This is a genomic window from Acidovorax radicis N35, from assembly GCF_000204195.1.
Taxonomy (GTDB): Bacteria; Pseudomonadota; Gammaproteobacteria; order Burkholderiales; family Burkholderiaceae_C; genus Acidovorax; species Acidovorax radicis.
The window spans coordinates 148,384-174,493 of sequence record NZ_AFBG01000022.1 but is presented as its reverse complement, the minus strand read 5'-3'; the positions used below and the strand labels follow the sequence as shown (position 1 = coordinate 174,493).

The 26,110-nt window shown below is 62.9% G+C and carries 24 protein-coding genes and 1 tRNA gene; 15 read left to right on the top strand and 10 right to left on the bottom strand.

The window, feature by feature from the left end; genetic code table 11:
- Positions 1-52 precede the first annotated feature (52 nt).
- The 3 genes from ARADN35_RS0120855 to ARADN35_RS0120845 all read right to left on the bottom strand — a co-directional run bounded on the left by ARADN35_RS0120855 (position 53) and on the right by ARADN35_RS0120845 (position 2,924).
- Positions 53-916 carry a branched-chain amino acid ABC transporter permease gene (locus tag ARADN35_RS0120855; RefSeq protein WP_010465652.1) on the bottom strand — a complete coding sequence of 288 codons (864 nt, stop codon included), beginning with the start codon at positions 914-916 and terminating at the stop codon, positions 53-55.
- Between the two features lie 21 nt (positions 917-937).
- Complete coding sequence (locus ARADN35_RS0120850; RefSeq protein ID WP_010465650.1) at positions 938-1,579, bottom strand: LysE family translocator; 642 nt, start codon at positions 1,577-1,579, stop codon at positions 938-940.
- A 157-nt stretch (positions 1,580-1,736) separates the two neighbouring features.
- Positions 1,737-2,924 carry an ABC transporter substrate-binding protein gene (locus ARADN35_RS0120845; RefSeq protein ID WP_010465649.1) on the bottom strand — a complete coding sequence of 396 codons (1,188 nt, stop codon included), beginning with the start codon at positions 2,922-2,924 and terminating at the stop codon, positions 1,737-1,739.
- A 513-nt stretch (positions 2,925-3,437) separates the two neighbouring features.
- Here ARADN35_RS0120845 and ARADN35_RS26660 point away from each other — a divergent pair.
- The 4 genes from ARADN35_RS26660 (at position 3,438) to ARADN35_RS0120825 (ending at position 6,411) form a co-directional block, all read left to right on the top strand.
- Entirely contained in the window at positions 3,438-4,676 is a 1,239-nt protein-coding gene (locus ARADN35_RS26660) for an HPP family protein (RefSeq protein WP_081474687.1), read from the top strand.
- A gap of 228 nt (positions 4,677-4,904) precedes the next feature.
- Entirely contained in the window at positions 4,905-5,156 is a 252-nt protein-coding gene (infA, locus tag ARADN35_RS0120835) for a translation initiation factor IF-1 (RefSeq protein WP_010465645.1), read from the top strand.
- 208 nt (positions 5,157-5,364) lie between these two features.
- Positions 5,365-5,441: transfer RNA gene (locus tag ARADN35_RS0120830), tRNA-Pro, on the top strand.
- Positions 5,442-5,616: 175 nt separating this feature from the next.
- The gene (locus tag ARADN35_RS0120825; RefSeq protein WP_050812564.1) at positions 5,617-6,411 is read left to right on the top strand and encodes a heparan-alpha-glucosaminide N-acetyltransferase; all 795 of its coding nucleotides are present in this window, start codon (positions 5,617-5,619) and stop codon (positions 6,409-6,411) included.
- 145 nt (positions 6,412-6,556) lie between these two features.
- Here the strand turns inward: ARADN35_RS0120825 and ARADN35_RS0120820 are convergent, their stop codons facing one another.
- The 6 genes from ARADN35_RS0120820 to ARADN35_RS26655 form a co-directional block, all read right to left on the bottom strand.
- On the bottom strand, positions 6,557-7,342 hold the full coding sequence (locus ARADN35_RS0120820) for a peptidylprolyl isomerase (RefSeq protein WP_029414250.1): 786 nt from the start codon (positions 7,340-7,342) through the stop codon (positions 6,557-6,559).
- A 67-nt stretch (positions 7,343-7,409) separates the two neighbouring features.
- Positions 7,410-7,670, bottom strand: coding sequence for a BolA family protein (locus tag ARADN35_RS0120815; RefSeq protein WP_010465638.1), 261 nt, complete (start codon positions 7,668-7,670; stop codon positions 7,410-7,412).
- 13 nt (positions 7,671-7,683) lie between these two features.
- Complete coding sequence (locus ARADN35_RS0120810; RefSeq protein WP_010465636.1) at positions 7,684-8,232, bottom strand: septation protein A; 549 nt, start codon at positions 8,230-8,232, stop codon at positions 7,684-7,686.
- Positions 8,233-8,256: 24 nt separating this feature from the next.
- Complete coding sequence (msrB, locus tag ARADN35_RS0120805; protein ID WP_010465633.1) at positions 8,257-8,670, bottom strand: peptide-methionine (R)-S-oxide reductase MsrB; 414 nt, start codon at positions 8,668-8,670, stop codon at positions 8,257-8,259.
- On the bottom strand, positions 8,667-10,151 hold the full coding sequence (locus tag ARADN35_RS0120800) for a protein adenylyltransferase SelO (protein ID WP_010465631.1): 1,485 nt from the start codon (positions 10,149-10,151) through the stop codon (positions 8,667-8,669). Before ARADN35_RS0120800 ends, msrB begins: the two co-directional genes overlap by 4 nt.
- A 62-nt stretch (positions 10,152-10,213) precedes the next feature.
- Complete coding sequence (locus tag ARADN35_RS26655) at positions 10,214-11,263, bottom strand: AraC family transcriptional regulator (RefSeq protein WP_035198361.1); 1,050 nt, start codon at positions 11,261-11,263, stop codon at positions 10,214-10,216.
- Positions 11,264-11,446: 183 nt separating this feature from the next.
- On the opposite strand from ARADN35_RS26655, the gene ARADN35_RS0120790 reads away from it, so the two are divergent.
- On the top strand, positions 11,447-13,153 hold the full coding sequence (locus tag ARADN35_RS0120790; RefSeq protein ID WP_010465627.1) for a carboxylesterase/lipase family protein: 1,707 nt from the start codon (positions 11,447-11,449) through the stop codon (positions 13,151-13,153).
- A 40-nt stretch (positions 13,154-13,193) separates the two neighbouring features.
- Here ARADN35_RS0120790 and ARADN35_RS0120785 read toward each other — a convergent pair whose 3' ends face one another.
- Positions 13,194-13,880, bottom strand: coding sequence for a Crp/Fnr family transcriptional regulator (locus tag ARADN35_RS0120785; protein ID WP_010465625.1), 687 nt, complete (start codon positions 13,878-13,880; stop codon positions 13,194-13,196).
- A 222-nt stretch (positions 13,881-14,102) separates the two neighbouring features.
- Between ARADN35_RS0120785 and ARADN35_RS0120780 the strand changes: the two genes are divergently transcribed.
- The 10 genes from ARADN35_RS0120780 to ARADN35_RS0120735 all read left to right on the top strand — a co-directional run bounded on the left by ARADN35_RS0120780 (position 14,103) and on the right by ARADN35_RS0120735 (position 26,057).
- Positions 14,103-15,746 carry a 3-(methylthio)propionyl-CoA ligase gene (locus ARADN35_RS0120780; RefSeq protein ID WP_010465623.1) on the top strand — a complete coding sequence of 548 codons (1,644 nt, stop codon included), beginning with the start codon at positions 14,103-14,105 and terminating at the stop codon, positions 15,744-15,746.
- A gap of 267 nt (positions 15,747-16,013) precedes the next feature.
- Positions 16,014-17,246, top strand: coding sequence for a branched-chain amino acid ABC transporter substrate-binding protein (locus ARADN35_RS0120775; RefSeq protein WP_010465621.1), 1,233 nt, complete (start codon positions 16,014-16,016; stop codon positions 17,244-17,246).
- Positions 17,247-17,320: 74 nt separating this feature from the next.
- Positions 17,321-18,274, top strand: coding sequence for a branched-chain amino acid ABC transporter permease (locus ARADN35_RS0120770; RefSeq protein ID WP_010465619.1), 954 nt, complete (start codon positions 17,321-17,323; stop codon positions 18,272-18,274).
- A gap of 4 nt (positions 18,275-18,278) precedes the next feature.
- Positions 18,279-19,607, top strand: coding sequence for a branched-chain amino acid ABC transporter permease (locus tag ARADN35_RS0120765; RefSeq protein ID WP_010465617.1), 1,329 nt, complete (start codon positions 18,279-18,281; stop codon positions 19,605-19,607).
- A gap of 2 nt (positions 19,608-19,609) precedes the next feature.
- Positions 19,610-20,401, top strand: coding sequence for an ABC transporter ATP-binding protein (locus tag ARADN35_RS0120760; protein ID WP_010465615.1), 792 nt, complete (start codon positions 19,610-19,612; stop codon positions 20,399-20,401).
- A 1-nt stretch (position 20,402) separates the two neighbouring features.
- The gene (locus ARADN35_RS0120755) at positions 20,403-21,098 is read left to right on the top strand and encodes an ABC transporter ATP-binding protein (RefSeq protein WP_010465614.1); all 696 of its coding nucleotides are present in this window, start codon (positions 20,403-20,405) and stop codon (positions 21,096-21,098) included.
- A 444-nt stretch (positions 21,099-21,542) separates the two neighbouring features.
- The gene (locus tag ARADN35_RS0120750; RefSeq protein ID WP_010465612.1) at positions 21,543-23,642 is read left to right on the top strand and encodes a 3-hydroxyacyl-CoA dehydrogenase NAD-binding domain-containing protein; all 2,100 of its coding nucleotides are present in this window, start codon (positions 21,543-21,545) and stop codon (positions 23,640-23,642) included.
- Positions 23,643-23,719: 77 nt separating this feature from the next.
- Positions 23,720-24,895 (top strand): acetyl-CoA C-acyltransferase, encoded by a 1,176-nt coding sequence (locus tag ARADN35_RS0120745; protein WP_010465610.1) that lies wholly within the window; start codon positions 23,720-23,722, stop codon positions 24,893-24,895.
- Positions 24,896-24,922: 27 nt separating this feature from the next.
- Complete coding sequence (locus ARADN35_RS0120740) at positions 24,923-25,390, top strand: PaaI family thioesterase (protein WP_010465608.1); 468 nt, start codon at positions 24,923-24,925, stop codon at positions 25,388-25,390.
- 184 nt (positions 25,391-25,574) lie between these two features.
- Entirely contained in the window at positions 25,575-26,057 is a 483-nt protein-coding gene (locus ARADN35_RS0120735) for a hypothetical protein (RefSeq protein WP_010465606.1), read from the top strand.
- Positions 26,058-26,110: the final 53 nt, after the last annotated feature.

Genomic DNA, 26,110 nt, shown 5'->3' with positions numbered 1-26,110 from the left:
CCGCCGGGCTGCGAAGCGTGTGGTGCGCGCGAAGTGACAAGCATCGGGGTCATCATTGTTTAAAGAGGCCTTCGGGTTTCCACAGCAGCACGGCTGCCATCAGCATGTAGACCAGCATCCCGGCCATCGATGGCAGCAACACCTTGCCAAAGGTATCCACCAGCCCCACGAGCAGGGCGGAGATCAGCGCGCCACGCACGGAACCGATGCCCCCGATCACCACCACCACAAAACACATGATGAGCACGGACGACCCCATGTTGGGATAGACACTGGATACCGGCGCGGCCACCATGCCTGCGACGGCCGCCAGGCCCACGCCCAGGGCAAAGACGATGGCGTGGATCAGCTTGATGTTCACCCCCAGCGACTCGGCCATGTCGCGGTTGAAGGCTCCGGCACGGATCTTCATGCCCAGCCGTGTTTTGGAGATCAGCAGATACAGGCCCAGCGCCAGCGCCATACAGACGCCTGAGATGAACAGCCGGTAGACCGGGTAAGAGAGGGTGTCGGTAAGCGGAATGGACCAGTCCAGCATCGCGGGGATCGGGACGCCGTGCACGTCGTCGCCCCAGAGGATGGAGCGCAGTTCCTCGAAGATGTAGATGAGACCGAAGGTCAGCAGCACCTGATCCAGGTGGTCACGATGGTAGAAGTGGCGAAACAGCAGCCATTCCAGCGCGAGGCCAAACACCACTGCCAGCACAGCCCCGCCCAGGATGGCGAGCGTGAGGCTGCCAAAGTGGCCCGACAGCGAATAGCCCAGGTAGGCCCCCAGCATGTAGAAGCTGCCGTGTGCCAGGTTCACCACGCCCATGATCCCGAAGATCAGCGTAAGGCCGGCAGCCAGCATGAACAACAGCAGCCCGTATTGCACGCTGTTGAGCAGCTGGATCAGGAAGGTGGCGAAGTCCATGGTGGGCAAACAGACAGTGGATCAGGTGGCGCGGCGCGTGGCCAGCAGCAGGGTGCCCATCAGCGTGAACAGGCCGCCCGAGATGCGGTTGAACCAGCGCATGCGTGCGCCGGAGCGCAGCACGGGTGCCAAGCGCGCCACGCCCAGCGCACACAGCGTGAGCACCGTGAATTCAAAGGCCACGAAGGTGCTTGCCAGCACGGCAAACTGCGGCGCCCATGCGGCGGTCGGGTCCAGAAACTGGGGAAAAAATGCCGTGAAGAACAGCAGAGCCTTGGGGTTGCTGCCGCCCACGATCAGACCCTGGATGTAGAGCTTGCGTGCGGGCACCACGGCCTTGGCTGGCGTGCCGCTGGCGGGCATCTCGTCAAACACTGTGGTCTTGCTGCGAAACGTCTTGATGCCAAGCCAGATCAGATACGCTGCGCCCGCCGCCTTGAGTACCCAGAAGGCAGTTTCCGATGCCGCCAGCAGCGCCCCCAGGCCCAGGGCCGAGAGCAGCATGGTACCGAGGACTGCTGTCACGCTGCCCGCAGCAGCGGCCAGGGCCTTGCGCGGGCCGTGCTGGAGGGAATTGGTCATGCACATGAGCATCGTCGGGCCGGGCGAAAGAACCAGCAAGGCCACTGCGGCGAGGTAGAGCAGGTAGGTACTGAGCGACATAGGAGGGGATGGGGAAAGCAAGGTGGCCGCAAAGTCCGGGCGCACAGCAGACAGGCCTGCCGTGGCGGCAGTCCATCAGTGCATTGTGTCAAAACCGCGGGGCGAACCGGACCCAAGGTCCAGTGCGCGCCGTGGCCCGGTCAGTGGGGTGGGCGCGTCAGCCCATGCGGCACCCGGCACCGCTGTCGGCCAGGGCCTTGGCGGCAATGCCGATCACCTTGTTTTCCTTGTTTTCTACACGGCGCAGGTAGATGTCCTGCACGGGGTTGTGGGCCTTGCTCATGGTCCACTTGCCGCGTGGGCTGTCGATGGTGGCGCTCTCCATGGCCTTGATGATGGTGGGCTTGGCGGACAGGTCGCCCTTGACGGCGTTGGCCCCTTGCACCAGCAGCAGGCCCGTGTCGTAGCCTTGCACCGCATAGACATCGGGCTGGCTGCGGAAAGCCTTGGCGTACTCGAGGCGGAACTGCTTGTTGCGTGGCGTGTCGAGCGAGTCGCTGTAGTGCATCGTCGTGATGATCCCGTCGGCGGCGGGGCCTGCAGCGTCCAGCACGCCTTCGGTGAGGAAGCCCGAGCCATACAGCGGAATCTTGTCCTTGAGGCCTGCGGCCGCATAGTCGCGGATGAATTTGGCAGCCCCCCCGCCCGCAAAGAAGCAGGCGACGGCGTCAGGCTTGAGGGCGGCAATTTCGGTCAGCAGCGCCTGGAACTCCACGTTGGGGAAGGGCAGGCCCAGTTCCTTCACGATGGTACCGCCCGCTGCGGTGTAGCTTTGCTTGAAGCCTTCGAAGGCCTCGTCCCCTGCTGCGTATTTCCAGGTGATCCACACCGCCTTCTTGTGGCCCTTTTCGACCATGGCCTTGCCCAGGGCCAGCGTGGGCTGGGAATTGCTGAACGAGGTGCGGAACACGTTGGGGGCACACAGTGCGCGCGTGGCGGCATGCACGCCGGCGTTGGGAATCAGATTGAGCACGCCGGTGTCGCGCGCCACCTTCTGGATGCCCATCTGCACGCCCGAATGTACGGTGCCAATCAGCACATCCACCTTGTCGCGCTGCACCAGCTTGCTGGCGTTCTCGACCCCCTTGCTGGGCTCGGATTCGTCATCCACCTTGAACCACTCGATCTCGCGGCCCCCGAGTTTTCCACCCTGCTGGTCGATGGCCAGGCGTACGCCGTTCTCGATGGCTACGCCCAGTTGGGCAAAGGTGCCGGTGTAGGGCAGCATGAAGCCCACGCGCACCTTGCCGCTTTGCGCACGCACGATGGAGGGCAGCAACAGCCCCGTGGATGCGGCGCCCACAAGGGCGGCGCTGCGGCTGATGACGAGGCGGCGGGTGGTCATTGGGCTTGTCTCCTTTGTTTAGGCTTAAAGTAATTTACTGCAAGCATTCGGTGGTGAATACCTATGGGTTACCCGTACCGCAAGGAACGGAGCCCCTGCGTTGAGCGCTGGTTCAAGGCTGCAACCGCGACCTCGTGCGCAGGCGGGTCTGCGAAGACCGGCTCAGACGCAACCGGGCGGGTGCGAAGCTTCGGCAGCGGGTTTTGCAAAAGCGTGTGCATGGATGAGTGTTTTATGAATTAAAGTGCATTTTTTTGTATTTTTGTGCAGTATAGGTCATGCATTTTTGGCTGTGGGAGGCTATTTAAGCCTTCGATATAAGTAGTTTCGAGCATAGACCGCACCTTGACGGGACAGCGAATGCCATCCGAGCAGAGGGTTTTATTGGGGGAATAGGAGATGTTGCTCCAGGAAAAATGGTGGCTTGGGTGACACTGGAGGCCTGTGGTGCCCCCGGGGAGTCTGCGTATCGCCCTGTTCCAGAGCTGGCGGGCCGCCATGGCCCGTTGCCTCATGCCTCTTTCATCGTCCTCTTCCTCATCGACTCCGTCGTCTTCCCCGTCCGTGCGCGTGCGCCTAGCCCGATGGTTGCGTCATTTTTGGCCGGCACCACTGGGTATTGATGGTCGCGAAAGGCTGCGTTTCATCGTAGGTGCGGTGACCGGTGTGTTGCTGACCGCATTGCTCAGCCGTTGGTGGGCTGGGGGGAGTGACTCGGGTCCCTGGATGGTGGCATCGCTGGGTGCCAGTGCGGTGCTGGTATTTGGCATGCCGTCCAGTCCACTGGCCCAGCCTTGGCCGGTGCTAGGGGGGAGTACCTTGTCGGCGCTGGTGGGCGCCGTCTGCTCCGCCATCATTCCTGATCCGGCGCTTGCAGGGGCGGTGGCTGTGGGGCTGGCCATTGCGCTGATGGTGCCCTTGCGCTGCCTGCATCCACCGGGAGGGGCAATGGCGCTGTATGTGGTGCTGACGGCGGGCGATGGCTGGCACCTTGCAGCGTTTCCCATCCTGTTCAATGTGGTCGTTCTTTTGGTCGCCGCCATGGTTTACAACGGCCTGACGGGGCGCCGGTACCCCCATCCACAACGTGTGGCCGCCAGAACCGACGTCGTCCAGGGAGCTTTTACCGCCTCGGACGTGGATGCAGCGCTCGCACACTACAACCAGGTGCTGGACGTGAGTCGTGCCGATCTGGAGGGGCTATTGCATCTCGCAGGTCGTGCCGCCTTTCAGAGGACGCTGGGGGACGTGCGCTGTTCGGACATCATGTCCAAGCCGCCGTTTGCGGTGGAGGCCGGGGTTTCTCTCAAAGATGCCTGGGCGCTCATGCGGGCCCAGCAGATCAAGGCACTGCCTGTGGTGGATGCTCAACGCTTGGTGGTGGGCATTGTGACGGTGGCGGATTTCATGCGGCTGGCCAACCTGGATATGCACGAAGGTCTGGGGCAGCGCCTGCGCACACTGGTCATGGGGCGCGCTGGCCAGCCCCAGGCGGTGGGTGAAATCATGTCGCATCCAGTCCAGGTGGCCCGCATGGCGCAGCACGCCATGGATCTCGTGCCGCTGTTTTCTCAAGGTGGACACCACCATATCCCCATCGTGGACGGCGAGGACCGTCTGGTGGGGGTGATCACACAGACAGACCTCGTGCGGACCTTGGCCGCAGCCGTTCAAGGGCGTGACGAGCACGATTCTGCGGGTGCTGCTTTGGTGCAAGGGCGCGCGCCGTCGGTCGCCGCCGCCATCCCATAGGCAAGACCGGGTACATCGCGGTACAATCGACAGGCTTTGCACAGTGCTTATGCCTGTCCATCGTGAAGCCGTCTCCCCCGGCCCTCTGCCTGATCTGCGCCCCGGGTGCAGCGACTCCCACCGCCCGCAATGCACCGTGTGTCGAGCACCGACCGCGCCGTAGCTGCCGTGGTGGATGCACAAGCGTCAGGCGCCGATCACAGAATATTTGTTTTGAAAAGATAGAACATGGCCAAAGAAGAACTCATTGAAATGCAAGGCTCCGTGACGGAAGTCTTGCCTGACTCACGCTTTCGCGTGACGCTGGACAACGGTCACCAACTGATCGCCTACACCGGCGGCAAGATGCGCAAGCATCACATCCGCATTCTGGCGGGTGACAAGGTGTCGCTGGAAATGTCGCCCTATGACTTGTCCAAAGGACGCATCACCTTCCGCCATCTGGCCGGTCGCGGCCCAGGCCCCTCGGGCAACCGCTGATCTTCGGGCCTGAGGGATTTCCGGGCTGGCGCGTGCTTGTTCCGGCTCTTGGGTCCAACTGTTTCTTGTGTTCTGTCATTCGCGCACTGTTTCCCCCTAAGGTGGTGCTTTCCTGGTTCTGGGCTTCGCAAATCGCTTTGTGAAAAAATCATAAAAAGCGTGTGTTGAGCCAAAAACAGGGAAATTGTCGGGTTAGAATACGAGCTGTCGGAGCGTAGCGCAGCCTGGTAGCGCATCTGCTTTGGGAGCAGAGGGTCGCGAGTTCGAATCCCGCCGCTCCGACCAATGTTTGAAGGCCTTGCAGCATATGCTGCAAGGCCTTTTTTCTTGCCTCTTCTTCTTCTTTCCCTCTGTGGGGATTTGAGGTTCGACCTGCGTGGCGAGACGGAGCTGGATTTCCGTACCATCGGGTCTGGATGGCGGGCCAATGCCCGCGCTGACACCTTCCGCTGGTATTGCCATGAACCGTGCGCTTCCCTTGCCGCCTGTACCGTTCGCCTCGCCCGCGCCACTGCCGCGCTATGACAGCGTGGATGCCCTGCGCGGCCTGGCGATGGTGTGGATGACAGTCTTTCACTTCTGCTTCGACCTCAGCCATCTGGGCTTCTGGCCGCAAAATTTCCGTGTGGATCCGTTCTGGACCTCGCAGCGCACGGTCATCGTGAGCCTGTTCCTGTTTTGCGCGGGACTGGGGCAGGCCATTGCACTGCACCAAGGGCAGGGGTGGCCACGGTTTGGTCGGCGGTGGTTGCAGATCGCTGGCTGCGCGTTGCTGGTGTCCGCGGGGTCGTTCGTGATGTTTCCCCACAGCTTTATCCATTTTGGCGTGCTGCATGGCATGGCCGTGATGCTGCTCATCGCCCGGTGTACGGCTGGCTGGGGGCGGTGGTTGTGGCTGGCAGGGCTGGTGGCGGTGGCGCTTCCACCGGTGGCGCACCAGCTTCTGGCGGGCGCCTGGGCGGAGGCTGCGCCCTGGTTCAACGGGCGCGCGCTCAACTGGCTGGGCCTGGTATCGCGCAAGCCTTTTACCGAAGACTACGTGCCCGTGCTGCCCTGGCTGGGCGTGTTGTGGTGGGGGCTGGCTGCCGGCCAATGGGCCATGGCTGCGGGGCGGGAGCGGTGGGTGCAATGGCCGCTTCCGCGCGGCCTGCGGCCTCTGGCTCTGCTGGGGCGATGGAGTCTGAGCTACTACATGCTCCATCAGCCGGTGATGATCGGGGTGCTCACGGCGGTGGCTTGGGTGTCGAAGGGTTAGTCAGATCGTTGTTGGGCCTGCGCCCGCTGATTTCGCTGCCAGGGTCAGCTGTTGTGGCGTGGGGCGCTTTGCTTCCGTCCATAAAAAAACGCGGCCTGGGCCGCGTTTTTTGGGTGCATCGCCGGGGCTGATGCGGGTTCGCTAGTTACTCGACCTTGGCCTTTGCACGCAGGTCTTCCTGGAACTTGGCCAGTTTTTGCTGTTGCAGCTGTTGGGCCACCTGGGGCTTCACTTCTTCCAGCTTGGGCAGTTCTGCCTGGCGCACATCGTCCAGGCGGATGACGTGCCAGCCGAACTGGCTCTTCACCGGAGCGTCAGTCATCTTGCCCTTCTCGAGCTTCACCAGGGCTGTCGTGAACTCGCTCACATAGCTGGAGGGGTTGGCCCAATCGAGATCGCCACCCTTGGCACCAGAACCTGGGTCCTTGGATTGCTTCTTGGCGATGTCTTCAAACTTGGCGCCCTTCTTGATGGAGGCGATGATGGCCTTGGCATCCGCTTCCTTTTCCACCAGGATGTGGCTGGCCTTGTATTCCTTGCCGCCGTTGGCTGCCACGAACTTGTCGTACTCGGCCTTGATCTCGGCGTCAGTCACGGGGTTGTTCTTCTGGTAGTCGGCGAACAGTTCGCGGATCAGGATGGTCTGGCGGGCCAGATCCATTTGCGCCTTGTAGTCTGCCGAGCCTTCCAGGCCGCGCTTTTGCGCTTCCTGCATGAAGATTTCGCGGGTGATGACTTCGTCCTTGATCTGGCCTTCGATGTCAGGCGTCACGGGGCGGCCCGAGCGTTCCACTTGCTGCTTGAGCGCTTCAACGCGCTCTTTTGGCACGGCCTTGCCGTTGACGATGGCAACGTTTTGGGCGGAAACGGGCAGGGCCAACGTGCCCAGCACGGCAGCGGCCACGAGGCCGGACAGGAGCTGTTTCTTCATGCGGAATCCAAAAAATGAGAGGTTGTTTGCCAGCTGAGTTCCGGCAACAAAGGACATGGGGGCCGGTTCAGAGAACTTCAATGGCGAGGGCGTGAACGCCTTGGTCAATAAATTCTTGCAGCGCATCATACACAAGGCGGTGCCGTGCGACGCGGGGCTTGCCTGTAAACAAAGGTGACGAAATGCGGACCCGGAAATGGGTGCCAAAACCGGTGCCGTTGGCCCCGGCATGCCCTGCATGGGCGGCGCTTTCGTCAAGCACTTCCAATGCCGTGGGCGTAAGCCGGTCCGCCAAGGTCTGGTGCATTTGCTGAGCGAGGGTGGTCATGGCAGGTGGTCCTTCAGGCGGCGGGCTCGTCGCCTTCGTCGCCCTTGATGTGGGGCGCCACATAGATGCCCTGGCCGACCAGGAAGACCAGCGGGAAGGCGTAGCCCCAGAGCTTGAAATCCACCCAGGCTTCGGTGCTGAAATTGACGACCACGTAGGCGTTGATGGCCGACATGAAAGCGCAGTACACGATCCAGGCGACGTTCAGGCGGTGCCACACTCCCTCCGGCAGGGTCAGCTGGCTGCCGAGCAGCATCTTGAGGAAGTTCTTCTTCATGCCCCACACCGCCACTGCGAGGGCGATGGACATGGCACCGTACAGCACCGTGGGCTTCCACTTGATGAAGCGATCGTCCTGCAGCACCAGCGTGAGCGTGCCGAACAGCAGGATCAGCACCAGGGTGACCTTGTGCATGGTCTGCAGGCGCCGGTCGATGGCGTAGATCAGCGCCATCTGCGCGACGGTGGCGCCCATGAGCACGGCCGTGCCGACATAGATGCCGTAGAACTTGTAGGCCCCGAAGAACAGCAGGATGGGGAAGAAGTCGATCAGAATTTTCATGGAGTCAAGGGCAGGTCTCGGGGCTCAGTCCTTGCCGGATTCGAAATCCAGCGAGGCCGAGTTCATGCAGTAGCGCAGGCCGGTGGGGGTGGGGCCATCTTCAAAGACGTGGCCCAGGTGGGCCCCGCATTGTGCACACACCGTCTCTGTGCGGACCATGCCATGGCTGCGGTCCACGATCTCGGTGATGGCGCCGGGGATCGCTTCTGCGAAGCTGGGCCAGCCACAGCCGGCGTCGAACTTGGTCACGGAATCGAACAATTTCGCACCACAGCAGATGCAGTGGTAGCTGCCATCGGCCCAGTGGGCTTCGTATTTGCCGGTAAAAGGGCGCTCGGTGGCGGCATGGCGCGTCACCTGCAGGGCGACGGGCTCCGCGCCCTTGTCCTTGAGGATGGCTTGCCATTCGGCATCGGATTTCTGGACGGGGTAGGTCATGATGAACAGCTGATCTCGATGGAAGAGGCCCAGTCGGGCGGGAAGGCTGCGTAGGCGTCGTGCCCGGGGTGCTCGTCGAAGGGGTGCTCCAGCAGCCGCTGCAGGGTTTGGAGTTCACTGAAGTCGCCAAGTTTCGCGGCACGTATGGCCTGCTCGCCCAAGTGGTTGCGCAAAACGAACTTGGGATTGGTTTTTAGCATCAAATTAGCCGCTAGCGCTTTATTATCAAGCGCCAATAGCTCTGAATATGATAGCAACCAGTTGTCAAAGGCGGTACGGTCGGCGAACAGGTCGCGCGCCGGCTCAAAATCGTCCTGTTGCACCGCATGCGACAAGCGGCGCCAGAAGATCGTGTAGTCCACCCCGTTCTGGGCCAGCAGCATCAAGATGCCGTCAATCAGCTCGCCATCGCCTTCGCGGGCGCTCGCAAGACCGAGTTTGGCGCGCATGCGGGCCATGAACGCTTCTGGGAACACGGTCTTGTAGGACTCCAGGGCCCCCTTCGCCAGTTCCTGGTCGCCGATCAGTGGCAGCAGGGCCTGCGCCAGGCAGAACAGGTTCCAGTACGCCACGTTGGGCTGGCGGTTGTAGGCATAGCGGCCCTGATTGTCGCTGTGGTTGCACACGTGGCCGGGCACGAAGGCATCGAGAAACTGGAAAGGGCCGTAGTCGATGGTCAGGCCCAGGATGCTCATGTTGTCGGTGTTCATCACCCCGTGGCAAAACCCCACGGCCTGCCACTGCGCCATCAGCCTGGCCGTGCGCTCGCTCACGGCCTGCAGCAGCGCGGCATACGGATTGCCTCCGAAGTCGTGGTTGTCCCGGCATTCAGGGTAGTAGCGGTCGATGACGTAGTCGGCCAGGGTCTTGAGCTGCGGTTGCAGATCGTTGGCCGCAAAGTGCTCGAAATGGCCAAAACGCACAAAGCTGGGGGCCACCCGCGTCACCACGGATGCTGTCTCGACCTCTTCGCGGCGCACGGGCGCGGGCGAACCGGTGATGCACAGCGCGCGCGAGGTGGGAATGCCCAGGCCATGCATCGCCTCGCTGCACAGGAATTCGCGGATGCTGGAGCGCAGCACGGCCCGCCCGTCACCCATGCGGGAGTAGGGGGTGCGACCGGCACCTTTGAGCTGGATTTCCAAACCCTCTGCCGTCTCTCCCAGCAAGATGGCGCGGCCGTCGCCCAGTTGGCCGGCCCACACGCCGAATTGGTGGCCGCTGTAGACGCTGGCCAGGGGCCGCGAGCCAGCGAGCAGCGTGTTGCCCGTGAAGGCTTGCAGGGCTTCATCGCGCTGCAGCCAGTCTGTGTCCAGGCCGATCAGCTGCGCGACGGCGGTGCTGGTGCCCACCCAGTGGGGGTCGGGCAGCGGGGTGGGGCGCAGTTCGGTGAAAAAGTCTGGCCCCAAGGCTGCGAATCCGTGGTTCCAGGCCAGGCCGAGGTCGGCGGTGGGGGTCTCGCTTTCGGCGGGCAGGTTCATGGGCCGATTGTCTCGCACCAGGGATGCCCCGGCGCTTGCAGGGCCTTGAAGCGTGGCGCGGCCTATGCGGCCTGGGTAGAGCCTTGGCCTTCGGCCTCCGGGTGCAATACCTGCGCGCGGTACTGGCCCGGTGGCAGGCCAAACCAGCGCTTGCAAGCCCGAAACAGATTGCTCTGGTCGGCAAAGCCCAGCAGGTCCGCCACCTCGGCCAGGCTGCGGCGCTCATCGCTGAGGTACTGGCGTGCCAGTTCGCAGCGGGTGTCGTCGAGCAACTGCTGGTAGCTCACGGATTCGGCCTGCAGGCGCCGCTGCAGCGTGCGGTCGGTCAGGTGCAGGCGCGCGGCCACGTCCTCGCGGCGGGGTTCGCCCCGATGCAGGATGCGGGCTACCTCGGTGCGCACACGGGTGCTGATCAGAGACTGGCCCAGTTGGTCCAGCTCGGTCTCTACCAGCCGCTCGTGCAGGGCCCACAGGCTGGGGTTGTGGGTGGGGATATCGGCGAGCAGGTCGGCCTCGGTCAGCAGAAACCGGTTGGCTGCCTGCCCGAAGCGGGGCAACATGCCAAACGCCACGTGGTAGGGCGCCTCGTTGGTGGTGGCGGGCTGCGGCGTGACCAGCTCCACCGCCAGAGGCCGGAGCTCGCGGCGCGTGAGCCAGCAGCACAGCGTGAACAGTGTGAGCAGGGCGTATTCGACACGCTGGCGCGGAATGGGGCGGGTGGCGCCGATATGGGCGATGGAGATCCAGTACCCGCGTGCATCGCGCTCCAGCGTGAAAGTGGTGCAGTCCGAGATCACCGCCATGTGGCGCGTGAGGTGCTGAAAACCGGTCAGCAGATTGGTGCCCGATGCCAGCGCATAGCCCACCACGTCCACATTGCCATAGCGGGCGGTGAGTTTCGGGCACAGCCCCAGCGCCACCTTGCCCGAGCGCGCTACCGCCAGCTCCCACAGCCGGCTTATCTTGTCTACGTCCACGCGGGTTTGCGGCAGCTGGAGCGCCGCCAGATCGATGCCCGCTTCAGCACACAACTCGGCAGCGGGCAAGCCTTCCGCAGCCATCATGTCGGTGATTCCGCGTACCCAGGCGGCAGAGCTTGTGCGGGGGGTCATGGGGTGGCCATTCGATTCAGGGTTTACGCGGGGTGGTGGTCTGAAGTCAGTGTTTTGGCAAGGTTGCGATAGTAGCCAAAGGCCACCCAGTTCACACAATCGCTTTCGAGGTTGAGCCCTGGCGGTAGTGTGACTCCAGACAGAGGTTCGACCCATTCCTGAAAACCCCCAAGGAGACAAGACATGGTCGATTCGCGCTGGCGTTTGCAATGGTTGGGAGCAGTGTTTTCCGTGGCGGCGATGGCGGGCTGCGGCGGTGGCGCGGGTTCGTCGCCCGAAGTGCGCGAGACCGCGTACGGCACCTTGCGCGGCGTGGACGACAGCGCGGTGACCGGCACCTACGCGTGGAAGGGAGTTCCGTTTGCCAAACCGCCTGTGGGGGAGCTGCGCTGGCAGCCGCCCGTGGCCCCTGCCGCCTGGTCCGGCCAGCGCGACGCCACGCGTTTTGGCAGTGCCTGCCTGCAAATGGGGCGCATCTACGGCCCCGGTGCCAACAACCGTTTTGACAACACCATCGGCGAGACCCTGGGCATGCCGGTGGGCAGCGAGGACTGCCTGACCCTCAACATCTGGCGCCCTGCCACAGCACAGGACAACCTTCCGGTACTCCTGTTTCTGCATGGCGGCAGTGCCATCTCGGGCTACACGGCCGACCCGGTCTACGACGGTGCAGCGTTGGCGCGCTCTGCCAACGCGGTGGTGGTGACGGCCAACTACCGGCTCGATGTCCTGGGCTACTTCCAGATGCCACCACTGCACACCGGCACGCAGCCCTACACCGGCAACTACGCGCTGCTCGACAACGTGCAGGCACTTCGCTTCATCCAGAACAACATCGCCAGCTTTGGCGGCAATGTGGGCAATGTCACGCTGATGGGGCAGTCCGCTGGCGCCATCAATGCGCTGGCGCTGCTGGTGGCGCCTCAGGCCGCAGGGCTGTTTCACAAGCTCTTGCCGGTGAGCGGCGGCATTTCGCTGGCGACCAACTTGCCGCCGGGTTCGATTCCCACGCTCAACCCGGCATCGCGGTATGCCACCCAGTCCGGCATGCTGCTGGCGCACCTGGCGCTGGCCGACGGCCTTGCGCCTGCCTTGCCCGCTGCCCAGGCATTGGTGGCGGGCTGGCCTGCCGCGCAGGCGGCCAGCTACCTGCGCGGCAAGGATGCACGGGTGGTTCTGCAGGCGGTGCTCAAAAACGGGCTCACGGGCTCCGGCCCCATCCCCGACGGTGTGGTGGTGCCCGCAGACCCGATTGCAGAAATCGGTGCGGGCCGCTATCACAAGGTACCCGTGCTGTCCGGATATACGGCCGAGGAGGGCAAGCTGTTTGCGCCGTTCCTGGCACTGCTGGGCGGAAAGCCGGGCATGAAAATCTCCGATGCCGAGCGCTTTGTGATGATGCAGAACTTCAACCCCGATGCGCCCACCACCCTCACGGCCGGCGACATTCTGGATGCCTCCTACCTGCCGGTCACGGCGCCCAGCACGGGCTACAACGCGCGCACCCGGTTGCTGGGCAGCGTGTTCATCGACCCGAGCCGCGACAGCCTGCTCAATACCCTGCGCAGCCAGCAATCCACGGTATGGAGCTACCAATTCAACTGGGCCCAGCAACCCGCACCCTGGAACGATGTGTACGGTGCAGCGCATGCGTTTGACCTGCCGTTCGTGTTTGGCAATTTCGGGCCTTCGGTCTTTGCCAAGGCCACCAACAGCACGGCCAATCAGCCCGGCCGCCTGGCGCTGTCGCGCGCCATGATGGACAGCGTGCGGGCCTTTGTGCACACGGGCAACCCGAACAACGCAACGGTCAACCAAAGCTGGACACCGTGGCCCAGCCGGCTTGTATTCGACGCAGACCAGAAGGCCGTGCGCCTGAGCGTGCAGTGAGGCGGGTGTTGGTGAACGTGCCTGTGCAATCTGCAGAGTGTCAGCGTGCCGCCGTGGCGGCGAGGTACGCGTTCAACGCCTCGTCGTCCACGATGGCCACACGCCCGAAGTCCAGCGAAACGATGCCCCTGTCTTCCAGCACGCGCAACACCTTGTTCACCGTCTGGCGCGACAGGCCCACCAATTGGCCCAGCTCGTCCTGCGTGAGATTCAACCGCCGTGTGCTGCGCCAGAACAGGCGGCTCAGGTACAGCGCCACACGGTGCTCGGGGGATTGTGTGCGCCCGGCCTCGATGATCGTCATGGCCTGGCCCAGGCGCATGTTGAGATGTAGCACCAGAAACTGGTTGAACGCCAAGTGCGTCTCGCGCAGCACATCAAACAGCGGCAGCGGCAGGCACAGCAAGGTGGTGGGCCGCAGCGCGACCACGTTGTACTTGCGCGGCTCGGGCTTCATGGCCGAGCCCTCGCCAAACCACTCGCCGTCGGGCACGCCGATGAAGGCCGACGACCGGCCCTTGCTGGCCGGGCTTTGCAGCATCACCAGGCCTGACAGCACGGCATGCCAGCCCTGCACGGGGCTGCCGGCGGGCATCATCACGGCGCCCTTGTCGCCCTGGGTGGAGAGCACCTCCCCCCGCAGCCGCTCCTGCAGGGCCGCGGGCACGCTGGCGAACCAGGGCTGGGCTTCGATGAATCGCTGGGCGGTGGGCGCAAAGCAGAGCATGCGCCGCATTGTCCTTGCTCCGCACGCCATGCAGGGTAATCCCTGTGCGTTTGTCAACGGGACGACAGGTGTTGGCAAGCCCGCGCCTGCGGCGCACACTGCCCTCGCACTGATGGAGCGCACGCCACAGGATGCGGGTTTTCACCACCGGCGTGACACCCCCGAAAGCCTGTGCCGCGCTACGATGATCTTTCCATTCACCACAACATCCAAGGAGCACCCATGCTGGGTCTGATGCAGAGCCAACCGCTCTTGATTTCGTCGCTGATCGAGTTCGCCGAGCGCCACCATGGCGACGCTGAAATCGTGTCGCGTCGGGTCGAGGGCGACATCCACCGCTACACCTACCGCGACCTGGGTACGCGGGCGCGCCGGCTGGCCAATGCACTGGATGAGCTCAAGCTCCAGTTCAGCGACCGCGTGGCCACGCTGGCCTGGAACGGCTACCGCCACATGGAGATGTACTTCGGCGTCTCCGGCTCGGGCCGAGTGCTGCACACCGTCAATCCGCGTCTGCACCCCGACCAGATCGCCTGGATCATGAACCACGCCGAAGACCAGGTGCTGTGTTTTGACCTGACCTTTCTGCCGTTGGTGCAGGCAGTGCATGCAAGGTGCCCCACGGTGAAGAAGTGGGTGGCGCTGTGCGACGCCGACAAGCTGCCTGCGGATTCCGGTATCCCTGGCCTCACCAGCTACGAAGCCTGGATTGGTGCGCAGTCGCCCGACTACGCCTGGCCCGAATTCGACGAGAACTCGGCGTCGAGCATGTGCTACACCAGTGGCACCACGGGCAACCCCAAGGCTGCGCTGTACAGCCACCGCTCCACCACGCTGCATGCCTATGCCGCGGCGCTGCCCGATGTGATGTGCCTGTCGGCGCGCGACTCGGTGCTGCCCGTGGTGCCCATGTTCCACGTCAACGCCTGGGGCATTCCGTACTCGGCGGCACTCACCGGCTGCAAGCTGGTGTTCCCCGGCCCGGCCATGGACGGCAAGTCGATCTACGAACTGATCGAGTCCGAGAATGTGACCTACGCCGCGGGCGTGCCCACCGTGTGGCAGATGATGCTGGGCCATATGAAACCTGCGGGCCTGAAGTTCTCGACACTCAGGCGCACCGTCATCGGCGGTTCGGCCTGCCCACCCGCCATGATCCATGCCTTCAAGGAAGACTACGGCGTCGAGGTGCTGCACGCCTGGGGCATGACCGAGATGAGTCCGCTGGGCACGCTGTGCACCCTGAAGAACAAGCACCTGGCGCTGAGCAAGGACGAGCAAATGAAGGTCCTGCAAAAGCAGGGCCGCGCGATCTACGGCGTGGACATGAAGATCGTGGGCGGCGACGGCGGCGAGCTGCCGTGGGATGGCAAGACCTACGGCGACCTGCTGGTCAAAGGCCCGTGGATCGTGGACAGCTACTTCAAGGGCGAGGGCGGTCACCCGCTCGTCAAGGACGCGCAGGGCCGGGGCTGGTTTCCCACGGGTGACGTGGCGACCATCGACGCCGATGGTTTCATGCAGATCACCGACCGCAGCAAGGACGTGATCAAGTCCGGCGGCGAGTGGATCAGTTCCATCGACATCGAGAACATCGCGATGGCGCACCCGGCGATCGCCATGGCCGCCTGCGTGGGCATGCCGCACCCCAAGTGGGACGAGCGCCCCATCGTGGCGGTGGTCAAGCGGCCCGGCACCGAGGTGACGCGCGAGGAGCTGCTGGCCTTCTACGAGGGTAAGACCGCCAAGTGGCAGATCCCCGATGACGTGGTGTTCGTCGATGCGATTCCGCTGGGGGCGACCGGCAAGATGCTCAAGACCAAACTGCGCGAGCAATTGAAGGATTACAAGCTTCCGGGCCTCTGAAAGCATGACGGCGGTGGCCTCAATGCATAGCCATCGTCGTGGCCGCCGAATCTGGCGCAGACCAGGCCAGTGCACCCGTGGAGTCGGCTTTGCCGGGCCACCGGGTGCGGTCCCCTCCCGCGCAGCGAGAGAGGGGAAGGCGCGCAGCGCCACAGGGGGTGACACCGAGTCCAGTCACGTGTGCGACGCTGGTAGGGGCAATCCCTGAGCATCGCTTTGTTGCAACGCGGTACGCTGCGTTGTGTTGATTTACAAGGAGACAAGACCATGAAATTTGCTATTAAGGCTGTAGCGGCATCGGTAATACTGGCAAGCGCTGGCGGGGCATTCGCTCAAAAGGGTGAGACTGTGAAGATCGCCTGGCTCGACCCGCTCTCCGGCCTGATGGCGGCAGTGGGAACGAACCAGCTCAAGAGCTTCCAGTTCATCTCCGAAGAGTTCAACAAGAAGAATGCGGCCGGCGTCAAATTCGAGATCATCGGCATCGACAACAAGCTGAGCCCGCAAGAGACCACCAGCGCGTTGCGCTCGGCCATGGACCAGGGAGCACGCTATGTGGTGCAGGGCAACGGCTCCGGCCCTGCCTTGGCCATCATGGATGCGCTGGAAAAGCACAACGCGCGCAACCCCGGCAAGGAAGTCCTGTTCCTGAACTACGCTGCCGTGGACCCGGATCTGACCAACAGCAAGTGCAGCTACTGGCACTTTCGTCTGGACGCCGACACCTCCATGAAGATGGAAGCGCTGACCACGTACATGAAGGACCTGCCCGAGGTCAAGAAGGTCTACCTGATCAACCAGAACTATTCGCACGGCCACCAGGTCTCGAAGTTCGCCAAGGAAATGATGCAGCGCAAGCGCCCTGACGTGCAGTTCGTTGGCGACGACCTGCACCCTCTGGCCCAGGTGCGTGATTTCTCGCCCTACATCGCCAAGATCAAGCAGTCGGGTGCCGACAGTGTGATCACCGGCAACTGGGGTTCCGACCTGGCGCTGCTCATCAAGGCGGCCAACGATGCGGGCTTGAACAACGTCAACTTCTACACCTACTACGGCTCGGTCACTGGCAGCCCCACCGCCATGGGCTCTGCGGCTGCAGGCCGTGTGTACATGGTGGCCTATGCGCACATCAACTTGCCGGGCGAAATCAACAAGATCGTGGTGGACTACAAGAAGAAGTTCAACGACGACATGTACACCGGTGCCGTGTACCACGCCTTCACCATGTTGTCCGAGGGTTTCGTCAAGGCCAAGTCCACCGACCCCGTCAAGGTGGCTGCAGTGTTTGAAGGCATGAAGTTCAAGAGCTTCAACGGTGAAGTCGAGATGCGCAAGACCGACCACCAGCTGCAGCAAGGCCTGTTCATCTCCAAGTGGGAAAAGGCGGGCGGCAAGTTCCCTATCGACTCTGAGAACACTGGCTACACCTTTGTGCCAGTGAAGTACTACGAGCCCTATGTGGCGAGCACGCCCACCTCGTGCCAGATGAAGCGCCCGTAAGCGTAAGCCCTGCGCAATCGCTTCGAGGCCCGACCACTCGGGCCTTTTTTTTACCCCTGCAGTGAAAAATTCCAATGAATCCTGAGTTTTTCGTGATCTCGCTGCTGAATGGAGTGAGCTACGGGCTCCTGCTGTTCATGCTGAGCTCTGGCCTCACGCTGATTTTCAGCATGATGGGCGTGCTCAACTTCGCACACACCAGCTTCTACATGCTGGGTGCCTATTTTGCGTTCACCATCTCCGGGGTGGTGGGCTTCTGGCCAGCGCTGGTGCTGGCGCCCCTCGTCGTGTTTGTGCTGGGGGCTGCGTTTGAGCGCTACTGTTTGCGCCGGGTGCACAAATTCGGGCATGTGCCGGAACTGCTGGTGACCTTCGGCCTGTCTTACCTGATCCTTGAACTGGTGCAACTGGTGTGGGGCCGCTCCACGGTGCCTTATGGCCTGCCGGAGCAACTGCAAGGCCCGCTGTTCTCTCTGTATGGAACACAGTTTCCCAAGTCGCGCTCCTTTGTGATGCTGGTGGCGCTGGTCATGCTGGTGTCGGTGTGGTTGCTGCTGACGCGCACCCGCATTGGTCTCGTGATCCAGGCAGCGCTGAAATACCCAGAGATGGTGGAGGCGCTGGGCCATAACGTGCCGCGTGTGTTCATGCTGGTGTTTGGCGGTGGCGCAGCCCTCGCGGGGCTGGCGGGGGTGATCGGCGGTAACACCTACATCACAGAGCCTGCGATGGCCGCCTCTGTGGGCTCCATCATCTTCGTGGTGGTGGTGGTGGGTGGCATGGGCTCGCTGGCAGGGGCCTTCCTGGCATCGCTGCTGATCGGCCTGGTCCAGACCTTTGCCGTGGCACTGGACTATTCGCTGATCCATGTCTTCAAGGCCGTGGGCGTGGCGGTGACCGACCAGACCTTCGGCTACCCCTTGCTCAAACTCACGATTTCCCAGGTGGCTCCCATCCTGCCGTACCTGTTCCTCGTGCTGATCCTGATCTTCCGCCCCAAGGGCTTGCTGGGCACGCGGGAGGACTGATGCCATGAATTCCACAACAACAACCACTGCCATTTCCAGCGCCACGTCGCACCACCGGTTCAAGCCCTGGAACGTGGGGCGGTTCATCATCTGGACCCTGTTCGCGGTCATGCTGGTCGTCGCACCCATGCTGTTTCGCAGCAGCCTGGCGCTGACCATGCTCTCGCAGATCGGCTACCTCATCATCATCTGCCTGTCCTACAACATGCTGCTGGGCCAAGGGGGCATGCTGAGCTTTGGCCATGCGGTGTACACCGGGCTGGGCTCATTCATTGCCATCCATGCGATGAACATGGCGACCAAGGGCACCGTCAACATTCCTCTGGTGCTCATCCCGCTGGTGGGTGGCTTGGCCGGCGCATTTTTTGCCATCCTGCTTGGTTTTGTCACCACCAAGAAGTCGGGTACCACCTTCGCCATGATCACGCTGGGCATTGGCGAACTGGTCGCCTCCATGGCCTTGATGTTCCCTGAGTTCTTTGGCGGAGAGGGCGGCATCACCACCGACCGTGTGTATGGCAAGGCCTTCTTCGGCCTGAACTTCGGCTCGGGCATGCAGGTGTACTACCTGATCGCGGCCTATTGCTTCGTCTGCACTGCCGCCATGTTTGCCTTCACCGGCACGCCACTGGGCCGCATTCTGAACGCGGTGCGCGACAACCCCGAGCGCGTGGAGTTCATCGGCTACAACACGCAGCGGGTGCGCTACTTCGCCTTCATCATTGCGGGCTTCTTCGCGGGCATCGGCGGGGGTCTGGCCACCATCAACTTCGAGATCATCACGGGTGCCGACAGCCTGAGTGTGATCCGATCAGGTGGCTATCTGCTGTTCACCTTCCTGGGTGGAGCCACGTTCTTCTTCGGCCCCATCATTGGTGCGGTGTTGCTGGTGCTGGCGTCGGTGCTGCTGTCCGAGCTGTCCAAGGCCTGGCTGCTGTACCTGGGCCTCGTGTTCCTGTTCATGGTGATGTATGCCCCTGGCGGCATTGCCAGCCTGATCATGATGAACCTCCGGCTGGCCAAGTACGGCAAGCTGCGCCAGCTCTGGAGTTCGTACCTGGCACTGGCCGGTACCGCGCTGGTGGGCGTGATGGGTGCGGCCTGCATGATCGAGATGACCTACCACCTCCAGCTCAACGCAGCCCTGGGGCCAGAGCTGACGTTCCTGGGGGCCACGCTCAACGCCGCAGGCTTCACGAGCTGGTTTGGTGCCATTTTCGTGATGGTCACGGGCTTCGGGCTCTTTGAACTCTGCCGCCGCCAGTTTGTGCGGCAGTGGAGCACGATCCAGGAAGAGATCGAACATGAAATCAAGCGTGGGGAGGCGCTGTAAACATGGCAGCTGACAACCCAACCAATGCCTATGCCCTGGAACTGCGCGACCTGCGCAAGAGCTTTGGCAAGACAGAAATCATCCGTGGCGCGAACCTGGCAGTAGCCCCTGGCGAACGTGTGGCCATCATCGGCCCCAACGGCGCGGGCAAGTCCACGCTCTTCAACCTGATCAGCGGGCGGTTTGCGCCCACCAGTGGGGATGTGATCCTCAACGGCCAGCGCATCAATGGGCTGGCGCCGTACGAGATCAACCGCAAGGGGCTGTCGCGCAGCTTCCAGATCACGAACATCTTTCCCAAGCTCTCGGTGTTCGAAAACCTGCGCTGCGGCGTGCTCTGGAGCATGGGCTACAAGTACACGTTCCTGCGCTTCCTGTCGAACCTGCGCGATGCCAACGAGCGCGCCAAGCAACTGATGGAGATGATCAAACTCGACAAGAAACGCGACACGCTGGCCATGAACCTCACGTATGCCGAGCAGCGTGCGCTGGAGATTGGCATCACCATCGCCGGTGGCGCCAACGTGATCCTGCTCGACGAGCCCACGGCCGGCATGAGCAAGACCGAGACCACGCGCTTCATCCACCTCATCAAGGAGGTGACCGAGGGTCGCACCCTGCTGACGGTGGAGCATGACATGGGCGTGGTGTTTGGTCTGGCCGACAAGATCGCCGTGGTGGTCTATGGCGAGGTGATCGCCTTTGACACACCCGACAAGGTGCGCGCCAACCAGCGTGTGCAGGAGGCCTATCTGGGCTCGGTGGTTGCGGACGAGCAGGGGGCGGGACACTGATATGCTGAAAATCGAAAACCTCCACGCTTACTACGGCAAGAGCCATGTGCTGCATGGCGTGACCTTTGACGTGCAACCCGGCGAGATCGTGGCACTGCTGGGGCGCAACGGCTCGGGCCGCTCCACCACCGCCAAGGCCATCATGGGCCTGGTGGACTGGGAGGGCACACTCAACTTCAAGGGGCAGGACCTTAACGGCAAGAAGGCCTATGAGATTGCCCACCTCGGTCTGGGCTATGTGCCTGAAAGCCGCGATGTGTTTCCCAATCTCACCGTGCACCAGAACCTGCTGCTGGGCCAGAAGGGCAACGGCAAGGGCAGCCGCTGGTCGTTCGATGACATGTACGAGATGTTCCCGCGCCTCAAGGAACGCCAGCACACCGAGGCGGGCGTGATGTCGGGCGGTGAGCAGCAGATGCTGACGCTGTGCCGCACGTTGATGGGCGATCCGGACCTCATCATCATTGACGAGCCCACCGAGGGCCTCGCGCCCAAGATCGTCGAACTGGTGGGCCAGTACCTGCAGACCATCAAGGCGCGCGGTATCTCGGTGCTGCTGATCGAGCAGAAGCTGACCATCGCCATGAAAATCTCGGACCGCGCGCTGGTGATGGGCCATGGCTCCATCGTCTTCCAGGGCACGCCCGACAGCCTGCGGGCGGACAACTACATCCGTAAAGAGTGGCTTGAAGTCTAGAAGGGCGATCCCCCTGAGGCGCTGCGCGCCTCGGTGCAGCCGCCAGAGGCGGCAGCCCTTTGTGCCGTCCAAGCCTGCGCAGGCAGGCTTGGAGCCGCGGCACTCAGCCCCTTCTCTCAAATCGCTGCGCGATTCGGGAAGGGAGACGCAGCCAGCGCGGCGGAGCGGCCCTTGCGCAGCTGCCCTGGCCTTGGGGCGCGCCAGTTTCAAAGATTCAGGGCAGGGCGGATGCGTTGGAAGGCATGCCACTCGCCTTGATCCACAGAGGTGCCCGGTCTTCGGTGGCGCCTCTTTTTTTGCCAGCCGGAATGTGCTCCTCAGGGGATGTCAGAAACCCCCTTGTCCCGCCCGGGACAAATTGACACGCCAAACGGGTTTGAAATCTCTACAATAAAAACGCACGACCGTTCTTTTTCACTTTCCCAGCACGCAAGGAACACCAGCATGACCGCTGAATACAAAGTCCACGGCTCCGTTGCCGTGATCACCATGGCCAACCCTCCTGTCAACGGACTCGGGTTGGCGACCCGGCAAGGCATCGTGGACGGCCTCAGCCGTGCCAATGCCGATCCAGCGGTCACCTCCATCATCATCACCGGGGCTGGCGGCGCCTTCTCTGGCGGTGCGGACATCAAGGAGTTCGGCACGGACAAGTCCCTGCAAGAACCCAACCTGCTGTCGGTGATTGCCGCCATCGAAAACTCGGCCAAGCCCGTCGTGGCCGCCATGCACAGCGTCGCCATGGGTGGCGGGCTGGAGCTGGCGCTGGGTTGCCACTACCGCATTGCGGCGCCTGGCTGCTCGATTGCACTGCCTGAAGTCAAGCTGGGCCTGATTCCTGGCGCGGGTGGTACACAGCGCCTGCCACGCGTGATTGGTGTGGAGGCTGCGCTCAACCTCATCGTGAGCGGCGAGCCCGTCAAGAGCGAAATGATTGCCGGCGTGCCCGGCCAGAAGTTGTTCGACAAGCTGGCCGCATCGGCTGAGTCGCTGGCGGCTGAAGCCCTGGCCTTTGCCCAAAGCGTGGCCGATGCCCGTCCGTTGCCGCTGGTCCGCAATTTCCCTTGCAAGCACCCCGAAGGCGATGCCTACTTCCAGTTCGCGCGCAACATGGTCAAGGGCATGGCCAAGAACTTCCCCGCGCCCGCCAAGTGCGTGGACGCGGTCGAAGCTGCCACCAAGAAGAAGTTTGCCGAAGGCATGCTGGTCGAGCGCGAGATTTTCATCAACCTGATGTGGACGCCAGAATCGCGTGCCTTGCGCCATCTGTTCATGGCCGAGCGTGCCGCCAGCAAGATCCCTGATGTGGCCTCCGACACCCCCAAGCGCGACATCAAGCTGGTGGGCGTGATTGGTGCCGGCACCATGGGCGGTGGCATTTCCATGAATTTCCTGAACGCGGGCATCCCCGTCAAGATCCTGGAAATGAAGCAGGAAGCCCTGGACCGCGGCATCGCCACGATCAAGAAGAACTACGAAGCCCAGGTCAAGAAGGGCAAGCTCAAGCAGGACAAGTACGACCAGCGCATGGCCCTGCTGTCCACCACGCTGAGCTACGACGACTTCAAGGACTGCGATCTCATCATCGAGGCCGTGTTCGAGGAGATGGGCGTCAAGGAAGCCGTGTTCAAGCAGTTGGATGCCGTGGCCAAGCCCGGCGCCATCCTGGCGTCCAACACTTCCACGCTCGACGTGGACAAGATCGCTGCCTTCACCAAGCGTCCGCAGGACGTGGTGGGCATGCACTTCTTCAGCCCTGCCAACGTGATGAAGTTGCTCGAAGTCGTGCGCGGCAAAGAAACCGCCAAGGACGTGCTCGCCACCGTGATGGCGATTGGCAAGAAGATCAAGAAGACCTCGGTGGTCTCCGGCGTGTGCGACGGCTTCATCGGCAACCGCATGATCGAGCAGTACAGCCGCCAGGCAGGATTTCTGCTGGACGAGGGCTGCACGCCCCAGCAGGTGGACAAGGCTGTAGAAAAATTCGGTTTTGCCATGGGCCCGTTCCGCATGGGCGATCTGGCCGGCAACGATATTGGCTGGGCGATCCGCAAGCGCCGTTCCGTTGAACGCGCCGACATGAAGTACAGCCGGACCGCCGACAAGCTGTGTGAGCTGGGCCGCTTTGGCCAGAAGACCGGCGCAGGCTGGTACGACTACCAAGCCGGCAAGCGCGATGCGATCCCTAGCGACCTAGTCAACAAGATGATCGAAGATCACCGCAAGGAACTGGGCATCACGCCCCGCAAGATTTCGGACGAAGAAATCGTGCAGCGCCTGGTGTTCGCCCTGGTCAACGAAGGCGCACACATCCTGGAAGACGGCATTGCCAGCAAGTCCGGCGACATCGACATGGTGTACCTCACGGGTTATGGCTTCCCCATCCACCGTGGCGGCCCCATGCACTACGCCAGCGAAGTGGGCCTTTTCAACGTGGTGCAGGCCATGGACCGTTTTGCCAAGAACCCCAACGACGATGCGACGTTCTGGAAGCCCGCTCCTCTGCTGGCCAAACTTGCAGCCGAAGGCAAGGCGTTCAACTGACATTGATGCGAAGCTGCACCGCGTGCGCAGGCCCCAGGCCGCCACGGGTGCGTTCCACCCCCTGAAAGGATTCCCCCATGACCTCCGCAGTGATTGTTTCCACCGCCCGCACCCCGCTCGCCAAGAGCTGGAAGGGTTCTTTCAACATGACGCATGGCGCCACGCTGGGCGGCCATGCCGTGCAGCAGGCTGTGCTGCGCGCAGGCATTGATGGCGCTGACGTGGACGACGTCATCATGGGCTGCGCCACGCCCGAAGGCGCCACCGGCAGCAACATCGCCCGCCAGATCGCGCTGAAAGCTGGCCTGCCCATCACAGCCTCCGGTGTCACCGTCAACCGTTTCTGCTCATCGGGCCTGCAGACCATTGCATTGGCCGCGCAGCGCATCATCGCCGGCGAAGCCGACGTGTATGTGGCCGGTGGTGTGGAAAGCATCTCCTGCGTCCAGCAGGAGATGAACCTGCACATGATCCAGGACCTGGCGCTGGCCAAGCAAAAGCCCGAGATCTACTGGAGCATGCTGCAGACCGCCGAGCAAGTGGCCAAGCGCTACAACATCGGTCGCGAAGCCATGGACGAATACGGTGCAGCCAGCCAGCAGAAGGCCTGCGCTGCGCAAGCGGCCGGTCTGTTCGACGCCGAAATCGCCCCCATCACCGTCACAGCCGGTGTGGCCGACAAGACGCTGGGCCTGATCACCAAGCAAGTGACCGTAAGCCGTGACGAAGGCACGCGTGAAGGTACGACGGTGGAAGCCATCAGCGGTTTGCGCTCGGCATTGCCTGGCGGTTTGATCTCGGCGGGCAACGCCAGCCAGTTCTCCGACGGCGCGGGCGCCTGCGTGGTGACCAGCGAAGAGTACGCCAGCAAGAAGGGCCTCAAGCCGCTGGGCCGCTTCCTGGGTTTCGCTGTGGCAGGGTGCGAGCCGGATGAAATGGGCATCGGCCCCGTGTTTGCCGTTCCGAAGGTGCTCAAGAAGCTGGGCCTCACGGTCAACGACATCGACCTGTGGGAGTTGAACGAAGCGTTCGCCGTGCAGGTGCTGTATTGCCGCGACAAGCTGGGCATTCCCGCTGATCGCCTGAACGTCAATGGTGGCGCCATCGCCGTGGGTCACCCCTATGGTGTGTCGGGCCAGCGCCTCACGGGCCACGCTCTTATCGAAGGCAAGCGCCGTGGCGCGAAGCGCGTGTGCGTGACCATGTGTATTGGCGGTGGCATGGGCGCTGCAGGCATCTTCGAAGTGCTGTAACCCGTGGCCGCAGACCGTCCCACTGACATGCATTCCAGGACGGCCTCGCCCGAGGCTTTTCTGGCGCTGGGGCGGCAGGTGCTTGCCAACCAGCCCTTCAGTGTGTTGTTGGGCGCGGAACTGGTGGCGCTGGCGCCGGGAAGGTGCGAGCTGTCGCTAGCCATCACCCCGCAGCTGCGCCAGCAGCACGGTTTTGCCCATGGCGGAGTGGTGAGCTACCTGGCAGACAACGCGCTGACCTACGCCGGGGGCACGGCGATGCAGGTGCCGGTGGTCACCTCCGAGTTCAAGATCAACTACCTGCGGCCCGCCGTGGGCGAGCGCCTGCTGGCCCGCGCTGAGGCTGTGCACCATGGCAAGCGCCAGGCGGTATGCCGGTGTGAGGTGCTGGTGATCCAGGACGGACAGGAGAAGCTTTGCGCCGTGGCGCAGGGCACGATTGCCGCGCTGGGTGCTGCTCAGACGGAGAGCGATGCTGCCGATGCGGCAGCCTGATGTGATGGATGGATACGCCAACGGATGCGGGGAGGGGATGCGGGGGCACGCTACAAATTGTTGCTTTGTCGGGGCGTGAAGCACCCGCTGGTGCGGTTGGCACGGGCAGAATCCGCCGCGACCACCGGTTTGCCGGTGGTCTTGAAGCTGTCTCTTTTTCTCCATCCCGAACCCGGTACCTTCCATGCGTTGTCTGCTTCCCTCCTTTCGCCAGTTTTTCGCCCTCTCGGCCTTTGCCGTCGCATGTGGTGCCCACGCCCAGAGCCAGACCTACAAGCTTCAGCTGCCGCTGGAATCTGACCCGGATGTGGTCCTGCAGGACATCGTGGTGGACGCCAAACAGACGCGGGTAACGTTGCTGGTCAAGAACACCTCCGACGAGGCAATTGAGGCCTGTGCACAGCCCACCGGATCGGCCGATGCGTTCACGCTCAAGGACCTGGGCAGCGGCGCCGTGCTGCAGCAACAGTCGATTGGAGGCCTGACGTTCTGCAACGTGAAGATGGACGTGGTCAAGCCCGGCCGCACCAAGCTCGTCAAGATCACATTCCCGCCACTGCCTGCACGCGCCACGCGCCTGCAGCTCGGAGAAGCCAATTGCCAGCCCAAGCCCGATTCGGACATGGAGTTCTGGTGTTTCAAGAACATCGTGCTGCCTGCACGCTGAACCCCATCGGGTGAGGGCACATCGGGCATGCACGCAGCCACAAGGAGACCTTC

Coding starts and splice junctions, on each gene's coding strand:
- ARADN35_RS0120855 (WP_010465652.1), bottom strand. CDS start 916: ATGGACTTCGCCACCTTCCTGATCCAGCTGCTCAACAGCGTGCAATAC.
- ARADN35_RS0120850 (WP_010465650.1), bottom strand. CDS start 1,579: ATGTCGCTCAGTACCTACCTGCTCTACCTCGCCGCAGTGGCCTTGCTG.
- ARADN35_RS0120845 (WP_010465649.1), bottom strand. CDS start 2,924: ATGACCACCCGCCGCCTCGTCATCAGCCGCAGCGCCGCCCTTGTGGGC.
- ARADN35_RS26660 (WP_081474687.1), top strand. CDS start 3,438: ATGCCTCTTTCATCGTCCTCTTCCTCATCGACTCCGTCGTCTTCCCCG.
- infA (WP_010465645.1), top strand. CDS start 4,905: ATGGCCAAAGAAGAACTCATTGAAATGCAAGGCTCCGTGACGGAAGTC.
- ARADN35_RS0120825 (WP_050812564.1), top strand. CDS start 5,617: ATGAACCGTGCGCTTCCCTTGCCGCCTGTACCGTTCGCCTCGCCCGCG.
- ARADN35_RS0120820 (WP_029414250.1), bottom strand. CDS start 7,342: ATGAAGAAACAGCTCCTGTCCGGCCTCGTGGCCGCTGCCGTGCTGGGC.
- ARADN35_RS0120815 (WP_010465638.1), bottom strand. CDS start 7,670: ATGACCACCCTCGCTCAGCAAATGCACCAGACCTTGGCGGACCGGCTT.
- ARADN35_RS0120810 (WP_010465636.1), bottom strand. CDS start 8,232: ATGAAAATTCTGATCGACTTCTTCCCCATCCTGCTGTTCTTCGGGGCC.
- msrB (WP_010465633.1), bottom strand. CDS start 8,670: ATGACCTACCCCGTCCAGAAATCCGATGCCGAATGGCAAGCCATCCTC.
- ARADN35_RS0120800 (WP_010465631.1), bottom strand. CDS start 10,151: ATGAACCTGCCCGCCGAAAGCGAGACCCCCACCGCCGACCTCGGCCTG.
- ARADN35_RS26655 (WP_035198361.1), bottom strand. CDS start 11,263: ATGACCCCCCGCACAAGCTCTGCCGCCTGGGTACGCGGAATCACCGAC.
- ARADN35_RS0120790 (WP_010465627.1), top strand. CDS start 11,447: ATGGTCGATTCGCGCTGGCGTTTGCAATGGTTGGGAGCAGTGTTTTCC.
- ARADN35_RS0120785 (WP_010465625.1), bottom strand. CDS start 13,880: ATGCTCTGCTTTGCGCCCACCGCCCAGCGATTCATCGAAGCCCAGCCC.
- ARADN35_RS0120780 (WP_010465623.1), top strand. CDS start 14,103: ATGCTGGGTCTGATGCAGAGCCAACCGCTCTTGATTTCGTCGCTGATC.
- ARADN35_RS0120775 (WP_010465621.1), top strand. CDS start 16,014: ATGAAATTTGCTATTAAGGCTGTAGCGGCATCGGTAATACTGGCAAGC.
- ARADN35_RS0120770 (WP_010465619.1), top strand. CDS start 17,321: ATGAATCCTGAGTTTTTCGTGATCTCGCTGCTGAATGGAGTGAGCTAC.
- ARADN35_RS0120765 (WP_010465617.1), top strand. CDS start 18,279: ATGAATTCCACAACAACAACCACTGCCATTTCCAGCGCCACGTCGCAC.
- ARADN35_RS0120760 (WP_010465615.1), top strand. CDS start 19,610: ATGGCAGCTGACAACCCAACCAATGCCTATGCCCTGGAACTGCGCGAC.
- ARADN35_RS0120755 (WP_010465614.1), top strand. CDS start 20,403: ATGCTGAAAATCGAAAACCTCCACGCTTACTACGGCAAGAGCCATGTG.
- ARADN35_RS0120750 (WP_010465612.1), top strand. CDS start 21,543: ATGACCGCTGAATACAAAGTCCACGGCTCCGTTGCCGTGATCACCATG.
- ARADN35_RS0120745 (WP_010465610.1), top strand. CDS start 23,720: ATGACCTCCGCAGTGATTGTTTCCACCGCCCGCACCCCGCTCGCCAAG.
- ARADN35_RS0120740 (WP_010465608.1), top strand. CDS start 24,923: ATGCATTCCAGGACGGCCTCGCCCGAGGCTTTTCTGGCGCTGGGGCGG.
- ARADN35_RS0120735 (WP_010465606.1), top strand. CDS start 25,575: ATGCGTTGTCTGCTTCCCTCCTTTCGCCAGTTTTTCGCCCTCTCGGCC.